General features: G+C 44.5%; 17 protein-coding genes and 1 pseudogene. 16 read left to right on the forward strand and 2 right to left on the reverse strand.

All coding sequences use genetic code 11. The features are described 5' to 3' along the window. Positions 1-274: 274 nt before the first annotated feature. The 4 genes from MKY52_RS27805 (at position 275) to MKY52_RS27820 (ending at position 10913) form a co-directional block, all read left to right on the forward strand. Positions 275-2452, forward strand: a complete 2178-nt coding sequence (locus tag MKY52_RS27805) for a beta-galactosidase (RefSeq protein WP_341054989.1) — start codon at positions 275-277, stop codon at positions 2450-2452. Positions 2453-2509: 57 nt separating this feature from the next. After that, complete coding sequence (locus tag MKY52_RS27810; RefSeq protein WP_341055658.1) at positions 2510-4669, forward strand: GH92 family glycosyl hydrolase; 2160 nt, start codon at positions 2510-2512, stop codon at positions 4667-4669. A gap of 204 nt (positions 4670-4873) precedes the next feature. Beyond that, positions 4874-5965 (forward strand): peptidylprolyl isomerase, encoded by a 1092-nt coding sequence (locus MKY52_RS27815; RefSeq protein ID WP_341054990.1) that lies wholly within the window; start codon positions 4874-4876, stop codon positions 5963-5965. Between the two features lie 25 nt (positions 5966-5990). Beyond that, positions 5991-10913 (forward strand): S-layer homology domain-containing protein, encoded by a 4923-nt coding sequence (locus MKY52_RS27820; protein ID WP_341054992.1) that lies wholly within the window; start codon positions 5991-5993, stop codon positions 10911-10913. 65 nt (positions 10914-10978) lie between these two features. On the opposite strand, the gene MKY52_RS27825 is transcribed toward MKY52_RS27820, so the two are convergent. After that, positions 10979-11836: a class I SAM-dependent methyltransferase gene (locus MKY52_RS27825; protein ID WP_341054994.1), complete on the reverse strand. Its 858-nt coding sequence runs from the start codon at positions 11834-11836 to the stop codon at positions 10979-10981. 219 nt (positions 11837-12055) lie between these two features. Between MKY52_RS27825 and MKY52_RS27830 the strand changes: the two genes are divergently transcribed. The 8 genes and pseudogenes from MKY52_RS27830 to MKY52_RS27865 all read left to right on the forward strand — a co-directional run. Then, a complete protein-coding gene (locus MKY52_RS27830; protein WP_341054996.1) occupies positions 12056-12190 on the forward strand; it encodes a hypothetical protein in 135 nt (44 codons plus the stop codon). A gap of 17 nt (positions 12191-12207) precedes the next feature. Then, positions 12208-12462, forward strand: coding sequence for a hypothetical protein (locus tag MKY52_RS27835; RefSeq protein ID WP_341054998.1), 255 nt, complete (start codon positions 12208-12210; stop codon positions 12460-12462). After that, complete coding sequence (locus MKY52_RS27840; protein WP_341054999.1) at positions 12452-12865, forward strand: hypothetical protein; 414 nt, start codon at positions 12452-12454, stop codon at positions 12863-12865. The genes MKY52_RS27835 and MKY52_RS27840 overlap by 11 nt, the downstream gene beginning before the upstream one ends. Next, entirely contained in the window at positions 12862-13386 is a 525-nt protein-coding gene (locus MKY52_RS27845; RefSeq protein ID WP_341055002.1) for a GNAT family N-acetyltransferase, read from the forward strand. The genes MKY52_RS27840 and MKY52_RS27845 overlap by 4 nt, the downstream gene beginning before the upstream one ends. A gap of 291 nt (positions 13387-13677) precedes the next feature. Further along, positions 13678-14889, forward strand: a complete 1212-nt coding sequence (locus MKY52_RS27850; protein WP_341055003.1) for an MFS transporter — start codon at positions 13678-13680, stop codon at positions 14887-14889. A gap of 53 nt (positions 14890-14942) precedes the next feature. Continuing rightward, positions 14943-15302 (forward strand): GIY-YIG nuclease family protein, encoded by a 360-nt coding sequence (locus tag MKY52_RS27855; RefSeq protein WP_149645663.1) that lies wholly within the window; start codon positions 14943-14945, stop codon positions 15300-15302. Positions 15303-15377: 75 nt separating this feature from the next. Next, positions 15378-15857 (forward strand): DUF6530 family protein, encoded by a 480-nt coding sequence (locus tag MKY52_RS27860; protein WP_341055005.1) that lies wholly within the window; start codon positions 15378-15380, stop codon positions 15855-15857. 99 nt (positions 15858-15956) lie between these two features. Beyond that, a pseudogene (locus MKY52_RS27865) lies at positions 15957-16085 on the forward strand (hypothetical protein); the annotation flags it as partial. 232 nt (positions 16086-16317) lie between these two features. On the opposite strand, the gene MKY52_RS27870 reads toward MKY52_RS27865, so the two are convergent. Next, positions 16318-17814: a glycoside hydrolase family 43 protein gene (locus tag MKY52_RS27870; protein ID WP_341055008.1), complete on the reverse strand. Its 1497-nt coding sequence runs from the start codon at positions 17812-17814 to the stop codon at positions 16318-16320. Between the two features lie 174 nt (positions 17815-17988). Here MKY52_RS27870 and MKY52_RS27875 point away from each other — a divergent pair, with 174 nt between their 5' ends. From MKY52_RS27875 to MKY52_RS27890, 4 genes are all read left to right on the forward strand, one after another. Beyond that, on the forward strand, positions 17989-18903 hold the full coding sequence (locus MKY52_RS27875) for an ArsR/SmtB family transcription factor (RefSeq protein WP_339804314.1): 915 nt from the start codon (positions 17989-17991) through the stop codon (positions 18901-18903). Between the two features lie 154 nt (positions 18904-19057). After that, entirely contained in the window at positions 19058-20077 is a 1020-nt protein-coding gene (locus MKY52_RS27880) for a phosphotransferase enzyme family protein (protein ID WP_341055010.1), read from the forward strand. Positions 20078-20146: 69 nt separating this feature from the next. Further along, positions 20147-21070 carry an aminoglycoside phosphotransferase family protein gene (locus MKY52_RS27885; RefSeq protein WP_341055012.1) on the forward strand — a complete coding sequence of 308 codons (924 nt, stop codon included), beginning with the start codon at positions 20147-20149 and terminating at the stop codon, positions 21068-21070. Between the two features lie 302 nt (positions 21071-21372). Continuing rightward, entirely contained in the window at positions 21373-24024 is a 2652-nt protein-coding gene (locus MKY52_RS27890; RefSeq protein WP_341055014.1) for an endo-beta-N-acetylglucosaminidase, read from the forward strand. The last annotated feature ends 15 nt before the right edge of the window (positions 24025-24039 follow it).

Raw genomic sequence — 24039 nt, forward strand, 5'->3', positions numbered from 1 at the left:
TACAGTCATTATAAACATGAAACCTCTTTTAGAGGAGCGGTAATTTCTCAGTTGTCAGGATCACAAACGATTTCGCAGTATGTTCACCGGTGGCTAAGTACAAAAATGTCCGCATAGCGGAAGCTCTAAACATTTCAACAGCTTAACAAACCGTTTCATAGGATTCCATCCTAACTTTTGCAAAATGTACTGTGATAGACTTTAACCGTAAAAGAGCGGTAAGCGCTTTTATAAATACATGACATCGAAATTGAACGCTGTAGGAGGAGTACCCTTGATACAAAATTCATTTATTCCATTCGGGTTTCAATATTACCGTTCCCCAACCCCATTCCGGGATCAATGGGAGAAAGACCTAAGCAACATTGCCGGGCAGGGCTTCAATTGTGTGAAGTATTGGGTGCAGTGGCGCGCCAGCGTGTCCAAAGAAGGGATCTACCAGTTCGATGATATTCAGGAGCTGATGGATATTGCTCAACAGAATGGCTTAAAGGTCATTTTGAACGTGATTTTCGATGTGGCGCCAGCCTGGTTTTATAAAAAACATCCTGATTCCAAAATGATCACAGCAGACGGTTCCGTTCTGGAACCAAGGGCAATTAACTGCCGCCAGATTGGCGGAGCTCCTGGACCTTGTTATCACCATGCAGCTGCAGCCACGGAGAAGGCGAAATTTCTGGCGGAAACAGTGAAGACTTTCAAAGATCATCCTGCACTCTGGGTGTGGGATTTATGGAATGAGCCTGAGCTGACGACAGGGATTAAGCGCAAGCTGTCATTTGACAACCAGGTATGTTATTGCGAGCACTCAGTGCTGGCATTCCAAGAATGGCTGAAAAATAAATATATTACTCTGGTAGCTCTGAACGAATCATGGCAGCGGACTTACGGAAGCTGGGAAGAAGTAGAGGCACCGCGTGGGCAAGGCGTATTCAATGATTTGGTGGACTGGCGGCTGTTCATGTCTGGTACTTTGACAGTTGAGCTGCGGAGCCGGGTAGATACTGTGAAGTCACTGGATCTGCTGCATCCTGTTATGGCACATACTGTGCCAGCTCCTATTTTTAATATGATTACAGCAGGATCAGACGACTTTAAGCTGGCTGAGCCCTGTGACCTGACAGGCAATAGCCTAGGGTCCTCAGCTTGGTCGGCTGATCTACTGATCTCTGCCGCCAAAGGCAAACCGATCATCAACTCAGAGATTCATGCACTGCCTGGCAATACGGCGATGAAACCGCGCCAGCCGGAGCTGCGAGAAATGAAGCGGCATATTCTGACCCCGCTCGCCCGTCGCATCACGGGATATCTGTTCTGGCAGTATAGACCGGAGGTATTAGGACAGGAGGCTCCGGCTTGGGGTAGTGTGTATTTGGACGGAAGTCCAACCCCATGGTACAAGGATATGGCCCAACTAAATAAGCTTGTGCAAGACAATAAGCAAGAGCTTTTACAGGCAAAACGGCGTGGGGACGGGATTGCTATTCTATTCAGCCCACAGAACCAAATCGCAAACTTTGCTGCCCATGATCATTTGGACACCTATAACGATTCCCTGCAAGGCGTCCATAAACTGCTACATGATCTTAATTATAAAGTGGAATTTCTGCATGAGTCGGATGTTACGGAAAAGACATTGGACCAATACCGCTGCCTGTGGATGCCTTATCCACTGTATCTGAACCGTAAACTGTGTAACCTCCTGCGTGAGTGGGTTGAAAAGGGAGGCATATTGATTTCGGAATGCTCCTTCGGAGCGCTTCAGGCAGAGAATGGCTGTCACAGCTATACAGTTCCCGGTTATGGATTTGATGAAGTCTTTGGGGTTCGGGAGACTTGGATTCATTCTGCCGAGAACCTGGATCATAGCTATCATCAGGTAGCATTCGAATCACGGACGGCGATCCCACTCCTTAATGTAATGAAGCACAGCAAGGAAGGGGACGCAGCTGCAGATGATAAGGCACACGGCTCCTATTACAAATCAGATATTTCGCTGCAAAGTCATGTGAAGGTCCTAGCCGAATTTGCCGAGGACAACATGCCTGTGTTGACGGCCGCCGCTTATGGCAATGGGCGTGCTGTGTGGTTCGGTACCTTACTTGCGGCTGCATACTGGCAGGATGGACATACCGGAACGCTCCAGTTGGTGCGCGATCTTTTACAGCAGGAATTGAAGCTACAGCCGAATGTGCAAGTAAGCGGAGGTGTCCGCGCTGATCTTTCCGAGTGGGAAGTTGAAGAAGACAGAGGTGCGTTCCTCTATGTGCATAATGAAGGGAACACGTTGGCAGAAGCCAAAGTTACGCTGCCTGCCAATTATACTTCAGCAGAGCCATGGTTTGACGATGGGAATGCCAAAATTCAGCCAATAAATCCGTTTGAACCTTTAACAACCCAACTGTCTATATGGTTAGAAGCTGGAGATGTTCAAGTATTTCGATTATCTTAGCCGGCAGCAGTTAAGGTCGGAGATTATAGAGCTGGTGTAAGCCAGCCAAAGGAGTGTATCCATTTGGGTTTGTTAGATTATGTTAATCCTTTACAGGGGACTAAGTCGGATTTCCGCTACTCACACGGCAATACTCTGCCGCTTACAGCGATGCCATTTGGCATGGCGGCTTGGAGCCCACAAACCCACGAAGCAGGGGGGACCTGGTTCTTCCATCCGCACCATCGCCACCTGGAGGGCATACGATTAACTCACCAGCCCAGTCCTTGGATCGGAGATTATGGACATCTAACACTGTTGCCGCAGACTGGACCGTTATTGCTCAGTCCTGATTCGCGCTCATCTTCCTTTAAACCGGAAGAGATGCAAGTGTCTCCACACTACTTCGGTGTGTCTCTTCAACGATATCGTACCCGACTGGAGCTGACCCCTACAGAGCGCTGTGCGGTGATTAGAATAACATACGCTAAGGGACAGCAGAACAGGCTCATAATAGCACCGCTTAAAGGCGAGTCTCAACTCACCTTTCAACCGGAGAAACGCAGGATCATCGGCTTTACAAGAGGCCATACCGCCGGGGTACCCGATAATTTCGCGATGTATTTCGTCTTCCAATTCGACACAGACATCCTCATGGAGGATTCGGGAATCTTTGACGGGGAGTACCAACCTCTAAGGACGTATGAAGGAACCGGCGATAAGCTGGGCGCATACGTAGAATTAAACATACCGGAATCCGGTGTAATAGAAGTGAAATGCGGCACTTCCTTTATTAGTGGGGAGCAAGCGCAATTGAATCTCGATCGGGAGGTTGGTGGGCACAGCTTCGGAGAGATCTTGAGCAAAGCAGAGGCAGGCTGGGAAGAACGGCTGAGCCGCATCGTTGTCGAAAGCGCGGATGAAGAGAACCTCCGTACCTTTTACAGCTGTATGTACCGGATCTGCTTGTTTCCTAGAACATGGCATGAATATAACGAGCAGGACGAGCAAATTCATTACAGTCCTTTTAACGGCAGCATTTGCCGGGGTCCAATGTATTCAGATATCGGAATGTGGGATGTATACCGGACTAGCTTCCCGTTATACAGTATCCTGTTTCCATCCTTGCTCGGTGAGATCATGCAGGCTTGGACATTAGCTTACGGTGAAAGCGGTTGGCTGCCAAAATGGCTCTCACCAGGCGAACGCAGTGCCATGCCCGGCACACTGATCGATGCGGCAGCTGCGGATGCCGTGGTTAAGGGCATCGGTGGCTTCGACGTAGAGGTATTATATGAAGGTTTGCTGAAGCATGCAGATCGTCCAGCTACAGACGAGAAGCTGGGTAGACGGGGGCTAGAATTGTATTTGCAGCACGGCTATCTGCCGCATGATCGTTTTCATGAAAGTGTAAGCAACACGCTGGATTATATATACGGAGACTTCTGTATAGCCCAGATAGCCAAAGCACTCGGCAAAATGGATGATTATGAGCGTTTTATGGACCGGGCGCAGAATTACAAGCTGCTGTTTGATCCAGAGGTTGGTTTTATGAGAGGCCGTAACGAGGACGGTACTTGGCAGGAAGGATTTGATCCTTTAGCGTGGGGTGATCCGTTCTGTGAAGGTGGGGCTTGGCAAGGGAGCTGGTCAGTTCCCCATGACTTCCCGGGATTAGCCAGTCTGATGGGTGGCGAGGAAGCTTTTGTTCGGCGTCTGGACCAGTTAATGGCCGAGGAACCGCTATTCAAAGTGGGATCTTATGGCTTGGAAATTCATGAAATGTCGGAAATGGCTGGGGCCGATCTAGGGCAGTTTGCCATAAGCAATCAGCCCAGCTTCCATATTCCTTATATTTTCGCCAGACTCGGGGCGTTGTCCAAAACACAGTACTGGGTTCGCAAAACCATGGCTAAACTGTTCAACAGTGGAATGGATGGGTTACCCGGCGACGAGGATAATGGCAGCATGGGTGCCTGGTATATTTGGAGCGCCATCGGACTGTATCCGTTAAGTCCCGGAATTCCCGAATATGTGCTAGGCAGCCCTCTATTTGATAAAGTAACGATTCAGCTTGAAAATGGGCGGCAATGGGTCATTGAAGCGCAAAACAACAGCCCTGCCAATGTGTACAGTAAATCGGTCCACTGGAACCATACGCTTTGGGAGCACCATTCTTTGCCTCATGAAGAGATTATCAAAGGCGGCGTCCTGAGCTTCAGTATGTTTTCGGGTTAGCCCCAACATAAGAGCAATGCTAAGCAGTCCGGAATATTTCGGGCTGTTTTTGTTTTTTGGATGGAGTGAAATTGCTCTTTTTGGTCAAATCGTGAAATGGCAAACCATTTCGCAGCATTCCCGCCTGTTTTTTCAAAGGTAACATGTCTAATATCGAAGAGAATGAAAGCGCTTAATATGAGTGCAGAGAGGAGGAATCAACTTATGACTTTAAGACTTCATTCCAAAAGAAATCGACTTATCACTATTCTATTCGCCCTGATTGCGGGAAGCCTGCTGCTGATTGGCGCGATGAATGTGCAGGCTCCACAAGCAAAAGAATCACTTCTGACCCTTAACGGACAGGAGGTCACTGCAGCGGAGTTCAATTGGCATCTTCAAATGAATCGGGCACTGACTGCTGATTACTTCAAACAGACCTACGATGCCGACTACTCAGAGAAATTCTGGTCTACCGACTATTCCGGCGAAAAACCAATCCACAGGTGGATAAAAGAATCCCAGACGCAGCTACTGACGAAGCGGATGGAGTTGCAGCTTGCTCAAGAAGCAGGAGTGGTATCGGATATCAGCTTTAAAGGTTTTCTAAAAGGAATGGGGCACGAGAATCAACGGAGGAGTCAGGCGGTAGCGAATAAGGAAGTGGTGTATGGTCCTCTTCATCTGGAAGCGCAGGCCTATTACAGTTATTACATGAGCAACCTTGAGGATGCCACGATTGAGGCAATGCGCAGCAACGGAGGTATCGTGATTTCAGATGAACAGGTAAGGCTGGAATATGAAGCAAATCTAGCTGCTAAATATTCTCGGCCGGGAGCTATACGTCTTGAATGGGCGTCACTGCCTTTTGGTCCGGAAACAGAATACAAAGATCAGCAGAAGGCCTTGGAGAAAATGGAATTGCTCCGGGCAGCAGTAATAGCAGCAGAAATAAGATCAGACACAGGCATCCATCAGCAGGCAAAAGAGCTGGGTATAAACGTGGGCGAAGTCAAAATAACAAGTGCTTCCCGACGAACAGCAGCGCTGGAAAATCCTAAGGTATTGCTTGCAGCAGAGCAGCTTGCACCTGGACAGATTAGTGGCTTGTTTGCTGAAAATGGGGCTATTCATCTACTTTACTGTCTATCGATAGAGGATGCAGGAGTTGAACCTTTCGATCAAGTGAAGGATGCTATCACGCTTCATTTGGCGCAGCAAAAATTTAGATCCATGGTGGACGATAAGTTAGGCAAAGCTATCGCAGAATGGAATTACCCGATGGCCGAAAGACTCGCAAACCAAGCCAATCAATAAATATTCAAGGGGGAATCCTACAACAATGTTAAAAAAACTCGCAAAATCACTGCTAATGATAATGCTGATCTTCACGACAGTGTTCCCTGTAATGGGTGCTTCTGCCCATGCTGAAGAGACGTATGCCGATGATTTCTCTGCTCTGCCAGCAGCGGAGCTGCGTTCGGAGAATTGGTTGATTGACAGCAGCAATCCTCAATTCTTCGGCGGAGATGCTACGCGGTTGGTCAGGACATCCACGGATACCGGTTATGCCGTTTATTCATTAACAGGAATTCAGTCGTTTACGCTTCAGGCCTATTATTTCTCTGGCTCAACCGCCGTAATCAAGTTCTACGGATCGGGCGATGCGACAGCGTGGACGGAGCTTCCGTCCATTAATGACAGTCCTACAGCAACCGGTTCTGGTTGGTATGGAACAATATACACGCCCGCAGGTGCACTTCCGAATGATATCAATTATCTCAAAATCGAGATCAGCGGCGACCTCGACACCTGGCTGATGCAGCTCGGACACCTTACAATTTCCAATGTATCACGTGCACCCCAAACGATTAACGATGAGCTTGATGACGTTTCACAGCTCTATGCATTTAGTACAAATTGGTCTTTAGATACAAGCAATCCCGCTTTTTTTGGTGGAGATCATTCTCGTGCGGTGAGAACAGCAGATTCGGCAGAATCACTTGTGTACCATTTGCATAATTTGCAGCATTTCATCGTCCGTCTGCATTCCTTTGCCGGGTCTAGCGGAAGCATCAAGTTCTATGGATCGGCGGATGCATCCACCTGGACAGAGATTTCAGCAATACATGAAGCTCCACAATCTACAGGAGATGCAGCTTGGACCGGGACGAATTATACCCCAGCACAAGGGATTCCTTCCGGCATTCATTATTTAAAAATAGAGCTCAGCGGCGATTCCGCCCCTTGGCTGATGCAGCTAGGATCGGTCTCCTTGTCCAACCGCTTGCCTGGAGATGGAGGGAACAGCGGTGGAGACGGAGATTATTACGTCGATTCATTTGCAGGCAGCGACAGCAATGATGGAAAAACACCTGAGACAGCCTGGAGGACCTTCTCTGTAGTTAACCAGACTACCTTTGATGCTGGAGACCGAATTTTGTTAAAGAAGGGTGGAATCTGGAACGAACAATTATATCCTAAGGGTAGCGGAACAGACGATAAACCGATAACAATCACTTCCTATGGCAGCGGAAGTAAACCGACTATCAATGGTGGAGGCATGGCCGGAGCAGCTGTATACCTGCGTAATGCCTCAAACTGGGTAATTCGGGATCTTGAGGTTACTAATTATGCTTCCGAGAGAGGAACGGTTTACCGGGAAGGCATAATGGTGGAGAACGCAAACGGAGGAACTTTAAGAAATATCCGCATCCAGGATAACTATGTTCATGATGTATCAAGCAGCTTCCGTTATCCGACAGTTTCCGGTGCAGAAGGTGGTCCACATGCGTTCGGTGGAATCTCCTTATATGTGGGCGGAACGACGGGCACGGACAAATTTGATGGGGTATGGATCGAAGGTAACACGGTCGAACGAATTGGACGGACAGGAATTGTGGTATGGGATCAGCGTTTCAACGGAGCCGACTATGCTACGGTCAATGTTACGATCCGCGGAAATTATGTCAAACAAGCAGACAGCGACGGCATCCTCACCTTCGGTGCGGACGGAGCGTTAATTGAGCATAACATAGCAGAAGAAGGTGGGAACTACTCCGAAGAAGGCGAGTTTAACGGCTCAGCCGCAATCTGGCCGACCCGGGGCAAGAATAATATCGTGCAGTTTAATGAGTCCTTTAACACAAATAAACCAGAGGGAGATGGACAGGGCTTCAATCTGGATATCGATACTATGGACAGTGTAGTTCAATATAATTACAGCCATGGCAATAAGGGCGGATTCATGCTTTTTGTCGATGCCCGTTTAACTCCAGGAGTGTTTACCGGCTCCTCTAACAATGTAGTCAGATACAACATCAGCCAGAATGATCTGACGCATACGTTTAATTTTGCAGGCGGGGTTACGCCGGATACGCAAATCTATAACAATACGATCTATATCGGCACTGGGCAAAACACCAAAATAATCGACCATGAATGGGACGACGCGGGAAATATCAACGCTCCCTATACGTTCAGGAACAATCTGGTCTACAACCTTGGACAGGGAGGTTATAATCTGCCCGGGGTAAATGGCAGCTTCGACCACAACCTGTTGTATGGAAATCATCCAGTAAGCGAGCCGGAAAATACGAATCCCGTCACAGCGAATCCGCTCTTGGTTGCTCAGGGCAGCGGTGGAATTGGCTGGAATACAGTGAACGGTTACAAACTGAGAGAAGGTTCTCCTGCACTTGGTGCTGGTGCTATTATTGCAGATAATGGCGGTCGGGACTATTGGGGAAATGCTGTTTCTGCAGAAAATCCACCGAATATCGGAGCCTATAATGGACCCGGACTTGATCCTGCCACACTGCCTGAAGCACCTGTAGATGATCTGCGATTATATTTTCAAGGCTTAAAAATTGCTCCTCATATTACAGATGGTAGAAACGGAGGCATATCCCTTCAACTTCAGTTTACAAACAGTTCTGGAGTAGACCCTCTGAGAATTAACAAAATTTCCTGGAAAATAGGGGAAGGAAGTGGCCAACTCAGCGGTAGCGAGTCGCAACTAGCCGAAATCGCTCCGAATAGCGGATTTACTTATCCAATTCCTTTGCCGGGATTCTCTGAAAGCGTTAAATATCCACTAGAGTTGACAGTTGACCTTGAAGGTTATGAGACAGTTCACCTCAAGCAAAACATAGATATTAACCGGATGCAGCATCAGTTAGACACAGGAACGCCCACGCTGATTGATCTTGCAGACGGAACCCCTTTGTTGAGCGGGTATAACGGTGTGGAAGATCTTAGCGGCACAGCACAACTCCGCTGGGATGCAGATCACATTTATTTAACCGCCGACATCCGTGATGATGTATTCAGCCATAACGCTTCCGGGATTAATATTTGGCAAAATGACAGTATTCAATTCAGCCTTGCTCCCGGTGTACCGGGCGATAGCCAATCCTGGTACGAATATGGAATATCGCAGACGCCAGAGGGACCACAAATTTACCGTTGGCTGTCTATGAAGGGAGCCGCTACCGGAGTGTTGACCAAGGGAACACTAAGTGTAACCCGAAATGAAGCGACTAAGATTACCTCATATGCACTGGCACTGCCGTGGAGCGAAGTAAGTCCAATTCGAGGAGCGGGAGGCAATGTCTTGAGCTTCTCGATGTTGGTCAACGATAATGATGGTGAGGGCCGAAAAGGGTATATTGAGTGGGGATCAGGCATTGGCGCTGCGAAGGATCCGGCACTTTTCCGCACCTTCCAGCTTATGAATGTCGAAGATGAGGAGGAGACACAACCGAGTGATAATGCTGATTTAAGCCTTTTGAGTATAGAGGGTTCAGAAATTCCCGGGTTTGACCGGAACACACTCACCTATACAATAAATGTACCCTTTTCAAAAACAGCCGTGACTGTAACAGGGATACCTCTAGATCCGAAAGCCAAATTAACAGTAACTGGCGGAAGTGAACTTAAGGTAGGAGAAAATAGCGTCGATATCAAAGTTACGGCTGCAAACGAAACAACAACAAAGACCTACACTTTGAAAGTGGTACGGAGTGAAGACCACGGGAGAACGGATACCCCCAGCAGTTCGTCTGGCAACAATAATGGCGGGAACAATAGTAACAGTGGAGGGAAAATAGTTAATCCAGTGAATATAATCTCAGCCGGCCGTATTCAGATTCAGGCTTCACCTGATACTGAAGGAATACGCCTTGCACAGCTTCCTACTGGAGAAATTCAAAAAGCGATGAAGGGTGTGCAAGATGGTGCATTGGTACTTGAGCTTACTAAATTAGATGCCACAGCTAAGGGTGTAACCTTTCAATTGCCCGTTACCGAACTGAAAGATAATGTTACCTCTCTTACAATAAAAGCAGGTGCAACCACCGTAACGTTCCCAATTGACAAGATGGGTAGCAATATTCCGGAGGGTTCCAAGCAGTTGGAGCTGTCCATTCATTTTGTTGATCCTTCAACCCTTTCTGTTGCATTAAAAGAGAAAGGGAAAACGCATGCCGTGTACCGGATCTCCTTGATGGTTGATGGAAAGCAAATAGAAACATTAAGTCAATCTGCGGCAATGAAGGTATCGTTTGGATATAAATTGAATCCAAGTGAAGCGCCGAATCAAGCCATCGTCTATTCTATTACCCGCGAGGGGCTGGCGGAAGTGGTCAAGAACTCCAAATACGTTTCAGGTACAGAGAGCATCACCTTCACAACCCGGAACTTCGGATTATACGCTGCAGCGAATGGAGATATACACTTCTCTGATGTCAATTCGGACTTCGCTGCTATCCTTGAAGCGTTGGCATCTCGTGATTTGGTGCACGGCACAGGCGATGGCAAATATGAGCCTGCCCGCCAAATCACAAGAGCGGAGTTTGTTCAACTGCTGGTATCGGCACTGGACCTTCAGGCTGAGAACAGCAATACTTTCGAAGATGTGAGTCCAGACGCTTGGTATTACCAAGCTGTCTCAACAGCTCAGGCACTGAAGCTGGTTAACGGTCGCAGCGAAGGCTTATTTGGCGCAAAAGAACCGATTACTCGCCAAGAAATGGCTGTTATTTTGTTTCGCGCTCGGAGTTTAGCTGCTCTTCAGCCGGATTACTCCAGCAAAACCGTAGTATTTGCTGATCAGAAGCAAATCGGAGCTTATGCCAGGGAAGCAGTTGAGTACCTGCAGCAGTCAGGGATAATCAATGGTTATTCCGACGGAACCTTCAGACCACTGAATCTAACCACCCGTGCGGAGGCTGCTGCTTTGATTTATAGAATTATGGGATTGTAATCATCACAAAAGAGCTGGAGCCTACTGTATTTGGCTCCAGCTCTTTTTCTTGCATGTATAAGAAATTATTCCTTCAGGCTGGCCACACAACATATCTCATGTCCGCGACGTTCGCCTTGCCATTTGGCCAATAATGCCATTCGCTCTACAAATGGAGTATTCGGCCCATAGTGAGGATGTGCATCGATCAATACATCCGAAACAGAGACCAGCTGCCGCGTGAATATCGAAATGATCTCAAATCCAGCCTGATTGAGTAATTCACGCACATTAGCGTCCGTGTAATGATACAGGTGATCGGGTTCAATAAATAACGGTGATTCAGGTCCGTAGACTTCGTTGGTTAATGAATGGCTGTTAGGAATACTGAAATATATTTTCCCTTGCGTTGTCAAAAGATTACGAATATCCTTCAAAAATGCAAATGGATCGGAAATATGCTCAAGCACATGCCAGAACACTACCGCATCATAACGAGTAAGATCAGGATTTTCAGCCGAGTCATCGTCTTGGGTGCTTTTCCATTCATCTTTAACCAGATCCACACCGTATTTATATTTGGCATAGGCTCGTGACATTTGTGAGGGTTCAATGCCAACCGCTCTCCAGCCGCTATTTCCAGCAGCATGTAAAAATTCACCTGTTCCAGAGCCAATCTCTAGCAATGCTCCTTTTTCTGGACTGAACATTTCCAGCAGCATTAAATTAAACAGAGCATGGTCGGAATAGGTAGCTTGAGCATATTTTTCACGCGTTGCAATCCATTCTGTATTATAAATATCTGCGATTAAGCCGGTTGTATCAACCTCCGCAATATTCGCTCTAAAGATAAGACCACAGTTGCTACACCGCATTAACGTAAACGAATGATACTCATGGAATACGGTGATAGCTGGGGCAGGGCCACACAAAATACATTGCATATAAAATACACCTCCGTTAATCGTTTCACATATTCCTCCCAGGCCACTAGCTGGGGTTAGGCATCATAGTTCAATTGAAGTGCTTGGAGTGGGTTTTATTTCTTTCATTCTATTATCAATCTCGATAGAATATGCTCGTCACACTGATCCTAAATAAGGTCAAACTTCAATAGATTTATAGTATAGCTTTCTAGGACTTTATATTAGGTGGAGCGGATATTGGGAATCCTTCTGTTGTCGATGCGCATGATTGTAAAGGATGAAGAAGCAAGCATTGTTACAATCCATGATTACGCCAAAAGATTGTTGGCTTCGGAAATGCCTGTTAATATTGGAAATAGAATCATCTCTTAGATTGGAGAGTCAATGATATGAAGGTCATTATTTTTGGAGCTACAGGTATGGTTGGTCAAAGCGCGTTGCGTGAATGTTTGATGGATGGTAGAGTTCAAGAAATACTTACGATTGGGCGTAAAAAGACAGAGCATCAACATACAAAACTAAGACAAATTCAACTATCCAATGTAGCTGAATTATCAAGTATAGAACATGAAATCACAGGTTATGATGCATGCTTTTTCTGCCTTGGGGTTTCCTCTGCTGGTATGAAGGAAGATGAATTATGATATCGCGCTATCCGCCGGAACAACATTAGCAAGATTGAACCCTCAAATGACCTTTATATATGTTTCTGGAAGTGGGACGGATAGTTCGGAAAAAGAACGCTCTATGTGGGCGAGAGTGAAAGGGAAGACAGAAAACGATCTGTTGAAGCTACCTTTTAAGGACGCATATATGTTCAGACCAGGTGTAATTCTACCCCTATATGGCATACAATCCAAAACAAAAGTGTATCAGATTTTTTATGATGTGATGAAGCCACTTTATCCCTTGCTAAAGAAGTTAAACAGTGTCATTTCATCGGAACAATTGGGACGAGCTATGATTCAGGTAACGATTAACGGTTATCCAAGACCCAGAATAGAAAGCAATGAGCTCAAATCCATGATCAGGAGATTAAATCAATGAACATTATCATTAGACAAGAAAAAGCTCAAGATATTAACGAAGTCTACCATGTAGTCCAAAAATCATTTGAAAATGCGGAACATTCAGATCATGATGAGCACAATTTGGTAAATAGACTAAGGAGCTCGACAAAGTTTATTCCGAAGTTATCTCTTGTAGCTGAATATGAGAATAAGATCGTCGGTCATATCCTTTTTACAGAAATTCTAGTGGGTGATCAAACTCTGGTTGCGCTTGCACCTGTTGCAGTACTACCAGAAATGCAAAGCAAGGGCATAGGGAAGCTACTGATTACTGAAGGCCACAAAATCGCAACACAGCTTGGATATAATGGCTCTGTCGTTTTGGGTCATGATAAGTATTATCCGAAGTTTGGTTATAAAAAAGCTAGTCAATTTGGTATAGAAGCACCTTTCGAAGTTTCAGACGATAATTTTATGGCCGTTGAGCTTATAGATGACGGTCTCTCAGATGTCCATGGCGTTGTCGAATACGCTAAAGAATTTTTTGAAATTAGATAAACGTAAAAAAGTGGAGCAAATGCTACGGCAGTTGCTCCACTTTTTTATTTGTTTACAGGATCAATTAACACCTTTAAAAAAAGGATTGTGAAATATCGAGACTGAAAACGGCTTGACGAACGACACTATCCTGTATAAAATGAAGCAGTGATTTAGTAAATTAGTAAATAAGTAAATTAGTAAATAGGAGTGGTGCAATGAAAATACCAACAACGTTTAAACATAATCCTGTTGTCATGTTGGAGAGTTTTGAGAAGGTGTAAAAAATAGTAAAGGATATGGGGAATTAAAATGTTTTCTAATCGTTATGTTCGAACAATTATCCTCTCCCGTGTGTTATTGCAGCTCGGAATATGGATCCGGAATTATGCCGTCCTTCTTTATGTATCTGAATTGACGAATAATAATCCGGTAGATGTATCTCTGATATCGGTTGCCGAATTTGCACCGATCTTTCTTTTTGGTCTTATTGGTGGGACCTTTGCCGACCGATGGCGGCCGAAGAGAACCATGGTATGGAGCGATTTGTTATCTGGCTTGTCCGTCGGGGTGGTGCTGATTGCGGTCATGAATGGCGAATGGATTGCGCTTCTTATCGGATCTTTTGTATCTGCCAGCTTATCTCAATTTTCTCAGCCTTCGGCGATGAAACTGTACAAGAGACATGTGCCAGCTGAACAGCTGCAAGGCGTTATGGCGATGTCCCAAACCCTTGTCGCTGTCTTTACGGTTTTGGGACCCGTTATCGGTACGTTTATTTTTATTAAGTTTGGAATTCACGTATCTCTGATCCTGACAGCCGTTATGTTTCTGGGCTCTTCGCTTATATTGTCTTCCCTTCCTCGGGATGAAGAAGAACCGAAGTCAGATAAAGCCAGCGGCTTCATCAAAGAGTTAACGGCTGGCTTGCGTTACATCGGGTCGAGTAAACCCTTAAGAACACTTAGTTTAACTTTCTCGGCGGTGGGTTTGGCATCAGGACTAACTCAGCCGCTTCAGATTTTTCTTGTCATCGAGAACTTAGGTAAGGACAAACAATTTCTTCAGTGGCTTGTGATGGCTAGTGGGGCAGCCATGTTAGTAGGCGGAGCTGCAATAATCGGGATAGCCAAAAAAGTAAGGCCACAGCTATTGCTTTTGATAGGCTTACTCGTCAATGCCGTCTGTACGGTTGGAATGGGTGCTTCTAAGCAAATTTGGCTGACGATTATTTTCTTGGTGATCAGTGGTTTGTTTTACCCTTGCATTCAAGGAGGGATTCAGACACTTCTTGTGCGAAATACCGAAGGGGCCTTTATTGGCCGAGTTTCAGGAGCAATCATGCCTATTTTTATGGGAATGATGGTGGTTGGCATGTTCATTTCCGGCTACCTAAAGGATACGTTCTCCTTGATGGGCGTATTTATGGCGAGTGGTGTATTTGTGATTATTGGTGCGCTTTTTCTGCTTCCTATTGTGGTTAAGAAAAGAAGTAAAGTGGAGCTGGAATCGCTGGGAAAATGAAAATCCAACTACAATTTCCATGAATTTATTATCTACGATAAGGAGAGAAAGATATGGATATGAATAAACGCAAAGAGCTGATCGAGGAGTACAAACAAATTAAGATTTATATGGGTGTTGCTCAAATCAAAAACCAAATCAACGGCAAAATATTTATCGACAGCTATCCTAATTTGAAAAACAAATGGCTTACCCTGCAAATGCAGTTGGATTCAGGGAGATTTGCAAATGCCCAGCTCCAGAAGGATTGGAAAGAATTCGGTGCGGATGCGTTCACCTATGAGGTACTAGAACAGAAGGAGATAGATAAGGTAACTGATATGCGCTGGGAACGGAAGAAAATCTTAAAGCCATGGTTAGAGAAGTTACAGCCCTACGGAGATACAGGTTATAACAAACCACGAATTGACTAACGATGAAATCCAAGATAAGATGAAACCGTCGTTTAGTAAATTAGTAAAATAGTAACTGGAAGGAAGAAAAAAAACATGAAAATACCTACAACTTTAAAACATAAGCCTGTTGTCGTATCGGAGAATTATGAGAAGGTTGACGGCCGAATGGCTGGAAACACAGATGCTAAAGGTCTTTCCTTAGGATTGGCGCAGTGGAATGATAGAGGAAAGGTCGATATTTCGGCTAAGGTATGGAGATATACCGGGGAAAAATGGTCCAGACAATCGGAAGAACTGCCTCTTCATCGCGTGCTTGATTTGTCCATTTTAATTTGCCGGTCGTTGGAACATTTCCGTGAAGCATATAGATATGAGAATTTATATGACCCGGAGCAGCCCGTCATCGACAGAGTTGGACTGCAAGGGGATGCCATGACTGTGTCAGTATGTACGGATAATGAGCGAATTAATGAAGATATTAAGCTGTTCAATCAAGCTCTAAGTGATGACGATGAAATGATCGGTGAGCGTCTGAGCACGTTATCCAAAATATTGAAGGATATGGGATATTAAACAGAAAGTGGCCGTCAATCGGGGCTAAGAAGCCTTCGTGACTGCCACTTTTTATTATAATCAGCATATATACTGCCAGGACAAAAAGTAAGTCATAAAAAACAAATGATAGCTATAGTCAATTTTCCTCTGCGACGAATAGCAGGCTTTAAATCAGAGGTATTAGTTCTTGGAGGTGTACCGGAACAGGTAGACGTCATTCTATTGAAGTGGTTTTATGTTGATTAACGCAAAGAGGAGTTGTTGTGATTCCAAAGCCTGTCCGGGAAGAAAGCCTGTTCTTTTCACATTGAGATCCTGTAATGGTAAAAGCGTTAAGTACTAAGAAGCTGGATATCTAATTTTTCTTAGGATCTTGTTGGTTTTGATAAAAGATGGGTTAACCATAATTAAGGGGTTAACCCATCTTTTATTTATAAGAACACCCTTAGCCTTGTACAGTTCATTCTATTTTGGAGGTTTAAGAATAAAGGCAGCTAAAATTTGTGAATTTCGCATTATAATCTTGGTCTTCTCCAGTGGCGTACAAACCAATAAGCACACCTGTGAACCCTCCGGCTATTTCAGAGGATAGATATTTGGTTTGCGCAGCTCCGAGTAAGATCTCAGTACCATCTACCTGGATATAAAAGTGATAATGTGTTGGACTGCTTTTGATAATTAATGAAGCATGGTTGCACTGACTTATATTTTTTGTTTTTTCAATGGATTTGATATCTCCGATATTCAGCCGTTCGATAATCTCATAACCCTCTGGATGTTTACGCAAGGCCAAGTCATAATGGTGATTTTCGTCCATGTAAAGTGTAATTCCGGCTTCACCATTCGTAAGGCTGACTTCGCATGAAATAATCGCGTTAAAGTCTTTTTGACGAATACCAATAAATGTCGGGGTAGCCGGGATATCTAACGTTACAGCAGTTCCTTTAAGCTTTATTTTATCAGCTTCTAACCTATAATTTTCTGTAACCGGGTGACGCAGGTAACACCAGTCCAAATTCCAATCTGTGTTCTCGAACGTAAAGACTCTTTTCTCCTGCTGAATGACTTTGTCCGCAATACGATCAGTCTCGAAACTTATAAGAGTGGTACCTTCATGACCTGCTGTAAACCATCCCTCCTCGCCAAAGGTAATCGGAGTTAGAAAAACCTCGCGCCCCAAATGGTGATAGGTAAGATACTGACCAGTCTGCCGGAATCCAAGATGTAACAGCCACCAATCCCCCTCATGGTCTTGTACCAAATCTCCATGTCCAACTCCCTGAAGCTCGTAACCGCCTAAATTTCGATTAGTCAATACGGGGTTATGCGGGTAGGCTTCGAATGGACCAGTAGGAGAATTTCCCCTTGCATAAGTAACCATATGCCCATATTCGGTTCCGCCCTCAGCTGCTAGCAGATAGTATTGTCCATTAATTTTGTATAAATGAGGACTCTCCAAATAACGCCCACCGGATCCTTGCCAGATTGAACGGCTTGGCGACAGCTTCTGCCCGGTTTCAATTTCAATTTCACATTGGACTATACCATTAACTCCGTAATCGTCTGTCCCATTACTCATGAAATATGTTTTGCCGTCTTCAAAATACAAATCTGGATCAATACCGCCTTGATTTACATTAATCGGATCAGACCATTCGCCGTAAATATTGTCAGTCCAGACATAGAAGTTCTGGCGCAAAGTGTCATTAGTGGTCGTCATGTAGAATCGTCCATTATTGTACCGCAGGGTGGGGGCGAATACACCACCGGAGCTGTCCACAATATCCAGTTGAATCTGGTTCTTTCGGGTTAAGCAATGACCGATTTGGGTCCAATTAATTAAATCTTTACTTTCAAAAATCGGAACACCGGGAAAATATTGAAAGGAACTGCAAACCAAATAATAAGTGTCTTCAACTTTACATGCACTGGGATCAGGATAAAACCCTTTGATCACCGGATTATTGTATTTCATTTCTCCACCTCATTAATAAATTCATATAAATAAGAATTCAATATATTTAACTACTAAGAAAATTAAACACTATTGCTTATAGGTTTTCAATGAATCAGGGTTGAAGATATACGTTATATTTATTAAATTAATATATATGTAATTTCAATAAGCACAGGTCAGGTGATTATGATGATGATCAAAGCAAACGGCGAAGCAAAATTCATGGCGTTATATGAAGCGCTGGCAAGCGAAGTCAGATGGAGGATTATGAGCCTTATTGCTGATAATGAAATGAATGTGAAGGAGATTGCGGCTAAGTTAGAGCTTAGCCCTTCCATAGTCACTATGCATATCCGAAAGCTCGAACAAGCTGGACTTACAGGAAGCCACAGGGTACGCCTAAACGGAGGAACGCACAAAATGTGTTTCCTTAAACAAAAAAGAGTTGAAATCGAACTCCCCACTGCCACTCAAACCCCGAGGATCAGAGAGCAGACCATTTCAGTCGGTCATTATACCTCATTTGATGTCCATCCTACATGTGGTCTTGGGACACAAGAGAAAGAAATTGGGGTTTGGGACGATCCCCGATATTTTCTCGATCCCGAGCGGGTCAACGCTGGCATTTTGTGGTTTGGGAGAGGTTACGTAGAGTACAAAACGCCTAACTACTTACTTGCCGGTCAAATGCCCGAGGCCATCGAGATTTCAATGGAAATTGCTTCTGAAGCGCCAGGCTTGAGAGATCATTGGCCTTCGGATATTGAGTTCTTTTTTAACGGTGTAAAGCTTGGAACTTGGACCAGTCCAGCAGACTTTGGAAGAGCGGCACGAGGCATATATACTCCGGATTGGTGGCATCGGAATGTAAATCAATACGGGTTATTGAAGACGATCCGCATTGACACTTCGGGCACATTTATTGATGAAGAAAGGATGTCGGACATTACTGTCGCAGATATTTTGCTACGGGAACAATTCTGGACGCTTCGGTTCGCAGTTGACGAGAAGGCTGTTAATGTTGGTGGTTTGACACTTTATGGGGCTGGATTCGGTAACCATGACCAAGATATTTTAATTCGTGTGTACCTAGGAACGATGACCTAATGAAGCAGGATATTTCAGTTATAGTTGTTTTCTCCATCCAGTTTATCAGCTGGAACTGGTAAACTATCCATATATTGAAGAAGTTGAGAGGAGAGATATTCTGAATTATAACGAGGTTATTAAAATCGCTGATACACACTTACTTCCATTAGTGATGGAATTGTACGGATTGGAAGGTTATGAAATCAGGCTTATCAATGCACATAAAGGAGGACGGAATATCGCATATAACTGTGATAAAGCTGATTCTGAAGCAAAAATAATCAGAATTGCCTTCTTAAGTGACAGAAGCCGAGAAGATATTTTGGGTGAAGTGGAATATATCAGGTATTTGTACGAGCATGGCGGCAGTGTTTCGAATGTAGTCAACTCCCAGAAGGGGAACCTGTTGGAAACGATCACTCTTAATAATCATACCTTTTTTGTCTGCTTGTTTGAAAAGGCCAAGGGGAGCATGCTCGTGGAAAATCATTATCGGTATCGGGAAGGCGTTCCTATTACTGAATACTATTATAACTGCGGCAAAGTCCTTGGGAAAATGCATCACTTATCGAAGGGATATACGCCTGTCCATTCTCGGTATAATTTTTTTGATAAATACAATGCCGATTATATAGATAAGCTAATACCTGACTCGTTATCTCTGCTGAAGGAGAAGCTGGTAGATCTCCTTACAACCTTAGAAGGGATGGACAGGAATCACGAGTCTTTTGGGATGGTACATTTTGATTACTGCGATGGGAATTATATGATCGATTTTGATACAGGGCAAATAACTGTTTTTGATTTCGATAATTCCTGCTTTTGTTGGTATATGTATGACCTGGCAAATCTCTGGACACTTGGAGTGGGCTGGATACAATTTGAACTAGACGTCTTTAAACGCAAAAAGTTTATGGATGATTATTTTAAAACAGTGCTTGAGGGCTACAGATCCGAGACCAGGATCGAAGATTCGATGTTAGACACATTGCCATTATTTATCCAAGTAACCCTCATGGAAAACATTGTTGATGCATTCGAGGTAATGCGGAACAATGGTGAAGAGCCGGAATGCGATGAAGAGCTGTCATATCGTATAAAATGTCTAGAAGACGATATCCCATATGTAGGATTTTTCCATGAATTTTACTCATGTGATGAACCCTTTGAGTATGAGGAACGAGATATTTAGGAAGATGGTGTTTTTGATATGCTGCGGATAATTTCATAGTAGACTCGAATAAGCAGGAGTTGGAGTAAAATGACTTACGAAAAACCGGAATTGACCATGAGTGAAATTGAAAAAGTACTGTGGAATCATCTTGGACAGGGAGCGGCTGAGATTACACCGTTGTCTGGCGGCAACATTAGCAACGTGTTTTCATTTATTTTAGAAGGAAAAGACTATGTTGTGAAATTCAGCGATTTGGAACGAGCATATGAGACCGAACAATTTGTATCCAATTTGATACTCGATCAAGGTATTCCTTTCCCAAAATGTTTGGGGTTAGGGAGGACTAATCAGTTAACCTATTTGATCATGGAGCGAATGGAAGGTCGCAATCTATCCGATTTTACAGCAGAGGAACAAACCCGTCTGATGCCAGAAATTATCGGCATTTTAACAAGAATGGCCGAAACGGATATTGGTGGAACTAACGGGTATGGTTGGATCGGACCAGATGGTAATGGCTCCTATTCATCTTGGAAAGACTTCGTCATTGCCGTAAATGCGGAAGATCAGACGGGGACATTCTGGGAGAATTGGCATGAACTCTTCCGCACGTCTTGCTTGGAGAGAGAAGTATACGAAGAAATCTATAGTCGTTTGATGACATACGTACCCTATAATGAATTTAATAGAAGCTTTATACACGGAGATTTTCAACAGTGGAATATTTTGTCCAACGGAACACGAATTTCCGGCATTATTGATGGAAATTGCATGTATGGCGATTCTCTCATAGACCTTGCGATTCTCGACAAGCATATGCCTTGGTGTGATGTCATTAACGCGTATCAAAACTATCAAGAGAAAGCTAGAATAGTGACCCCGAATTTTGAGGAGCGGCTAATCGGCGCCTATTATTTTAAGGGACTCGATGGACTTCGTTTCTATGCTAAGATGGGCTGGACAGATGCTTATCAGGACACACGGCATTTTCTTTTAAACCTGAAAGCTTAATAACAGAACGCTTTACATTTGAATGGATACAAGGTAAACACTTCAGTATAAATTGATTTCATGTAAGATGACCAAATCATATACATATACTAGCCGCATAGTTGCGGCTTTTTGTATATAAATATCAAATTTCTAATTACTACTAGGATTATTGATCCTAGAAATGATGCTTGTTATAGAGCTTCAGGCTTACAATCTGTAATATTTGCACCTGGACTTGTCATTAATCCACTATCTAGAGCTTTGTCCAACTTGATAAAATGTAAGCGCAATCATAAAATTATCGATTGGAGGAGTACGGCATGAAAAAGATTGGTGCAGGTTTTATATTCTTATTTGTGATGTGCGTAGCATTATCCACTACTGCGTTCGCTAAACAGCCTTATTCATCCTACTGGTTTCCAGAGCAATTGCTTCAGTGGAGTCCTGCATCCGACCCGGATGCGGTATTCAACCGAAGTACAATTCCGCTGCAAGACCGCTTTGTGACAGATGGAGTCAATGCTCATGCGACAAAAGCGCCAAAAGTTATGGCTTTATCAGCACTGAACTCTGGAACAAGTGGTGTGCCGTCACAGGGATCAGACAAATTTGGAGCTAATACGTTTACTTATTGGCAATATGTTGACAAGCTGGTTTATTGGGGCGGATCTGCCGGAGAAGGGATCATCGTACCGCCAAGTGCTGATACGATCGACGCAGCACATAAGAATGGCGTACCGATCGTCGGAACGGTGTTCTTCCCGCCAACTGTTTATGGAGGGAAATATGAATGGGTGAAGCAAATGCTTCAGCAGAACAGCGACGGTTCCTTTCCTGCTGCAGACAAGCTGATCCAGGTTGCGAAGTATTACGGATTTGACGGTTGGTTTATTAACCAGGAGACTGAAGGTGGAACACCGGCTGATGCACAGAAAATGAAAGCTTTCCTAAGTTATCTAGAATCGCATAAATCTGCATCTATGCAAATCGTATGGTACGACTCTATGACCAAGGAGGGCAGTATCAGTTGGCAAAATGCACTAAATGACAAGAACGCAATGTTTCTGCAAGACAATAATAAGAAAATATCAGACAATATGTTCCTGAACTTCTGGTGGAAAGATCTTAAAAGCTCAGCAGAGAAGGCCAAAAGTTTAGATAGAAGTCCGTATGACCTGTACGCAGGGATCGATGTTGAAGCCAAAGGCTACGATACGAATGTGAAATGGAATCTGCTGTTCCCGGATGGTCAACCTGCCGTCACTTCCCTTGGTATCTACCGTCCAGACTGGGCTTTTAACAGCGCAGAAAGCATGGAGGATTTCTTCGCACGCGAGAACAAATTCTGGGTGGGGCCAAACGGGAATCCAGGTAATACCGTTAGCGATCAGGCCTGGAAGGGGATCGCGAACGATGTGATAGAATCATCCCCTGTAAATAAGCTGCCTTTCATCACCAACTTCAATACTGGAAGCGGACAGAAATATTATGTCCGAGGGCAGCAGGTGCGAGATAAGGGATGGAACAACCGGAGCCTGCAAGATATTCTGCCAACATGGCGCTGGATCGCAGACAGCAAAGGTACTTCACTTACTCCGGAGCTTGATTGGTCCGATGCGTATTACGGTGGCAGTTCGCTGAAGGTATCAGGTGATCTGAGCCATAACAATGCGACACATCTAAAGCTCTATAAGACAGACCTTAAAATTGAAGCAAGTACAAAGCTTTCGATTACTTATAAAACGCTGAATAAGCCTAGCTTGAAGGTAGGTCTTGCTTTTGCAGACCAACCAGACCAATTCATCTTTCTTAACGTGAAGGATAAGACAGCCCCAGGCTGGACTACCGAAACTTTGAATTTGACCCCCTACAAAGGGAAACGAATCGTAGCATTGTCACTTTATTTTGATACCAAGGATACGATTAGTAATTATAGTATTCAAATTGGTCAGCTCTCCATCCAAAATGCCAACGACCCGGTTAAAACACTACCGGCTGTTCGCGATCTGAAGGTTACTCAATCCGATTTCCGCGATGGAATTTATGGAGATGCTAGATTAGAGTGGAAACCACTTGACCAGCAGGTGAAGCAATACGAAATCTATCGAGTACTGCCAGATGGTAGTGAGGTATTATTGGGCGCAACGCCAAATCATGTGTTTTACGTTCCTGAGATGAGAAGAATAGACAAAGAAACGCTCACAGCATTAAAGGTTGTTGCAATCAATGGAAGATACGAGCAAGGTCAGGCTTCCAGCGTGAAGATCAGCTGGCCAGCTTATCCGAAGCCGATTGCAGAGTTCAAGGCAGATCGGACCTTGGTAGCTCCAGGTGAGAGCGTAAACTTCACCGACCTGTCGACCGAAGTGACAGAAGAATGGTCATGGAGCTTCGAAAGCGGTAGCCCAGCTGTCAGCACATCGAAGAACCCGGTTGTAACGTTCAATCAGGAGGGCATATATAACGTGTCACTAACTGCAACCAACAGTTCGGGCCAAGACACAATTATGAAAAAGGCGCTCATTACAGTGAGTAAGGAAGCTGGTGCGGTGAAGAATTTAGCACTTGGAAAACCTGCAACAGCCGATCATGCATGCGGAGATAAGGAAGGCGCGCCAAACGCAGTTGACGGTAAAGTGACGGATAATAGCAAATGGTGTGCACTTGGAAATCTGCCTCATTGGCTACAAATCGATCTAGGAGCCGAGCATCAAATCAGCACTTTTATCATCAAGCATGCTCAGAGTGGAGGAGAATGGTCCGGGTTTAATACAAGCGATTATACCATTCAGGTGAGTAACGACGGAACGAACTGGACGGATGTTGTAAACGTGCAAGGAAACTCGGCAGCTGAGTCGACAGACGCGATTGCTTTGGTGAAAGCTCGCTATGTAAAATTAATAACTCTTAAGCCCTCACAAGGAGCCGATACAGCAGCACGAATTTATGAGTTTGAAGTCTATGGGTTGTAGTTCGGTTCGAACCAT

It is taken from the genome of Paenibacillus sp. FSL P4-0184, assembly GCF_038004625.1.
Classification (GTDB): domain Bacteria; phylum Bacillota; class Bacilli; order Paenibacillales; family Paenibacillaceae; genus Paenibacillus_AQ.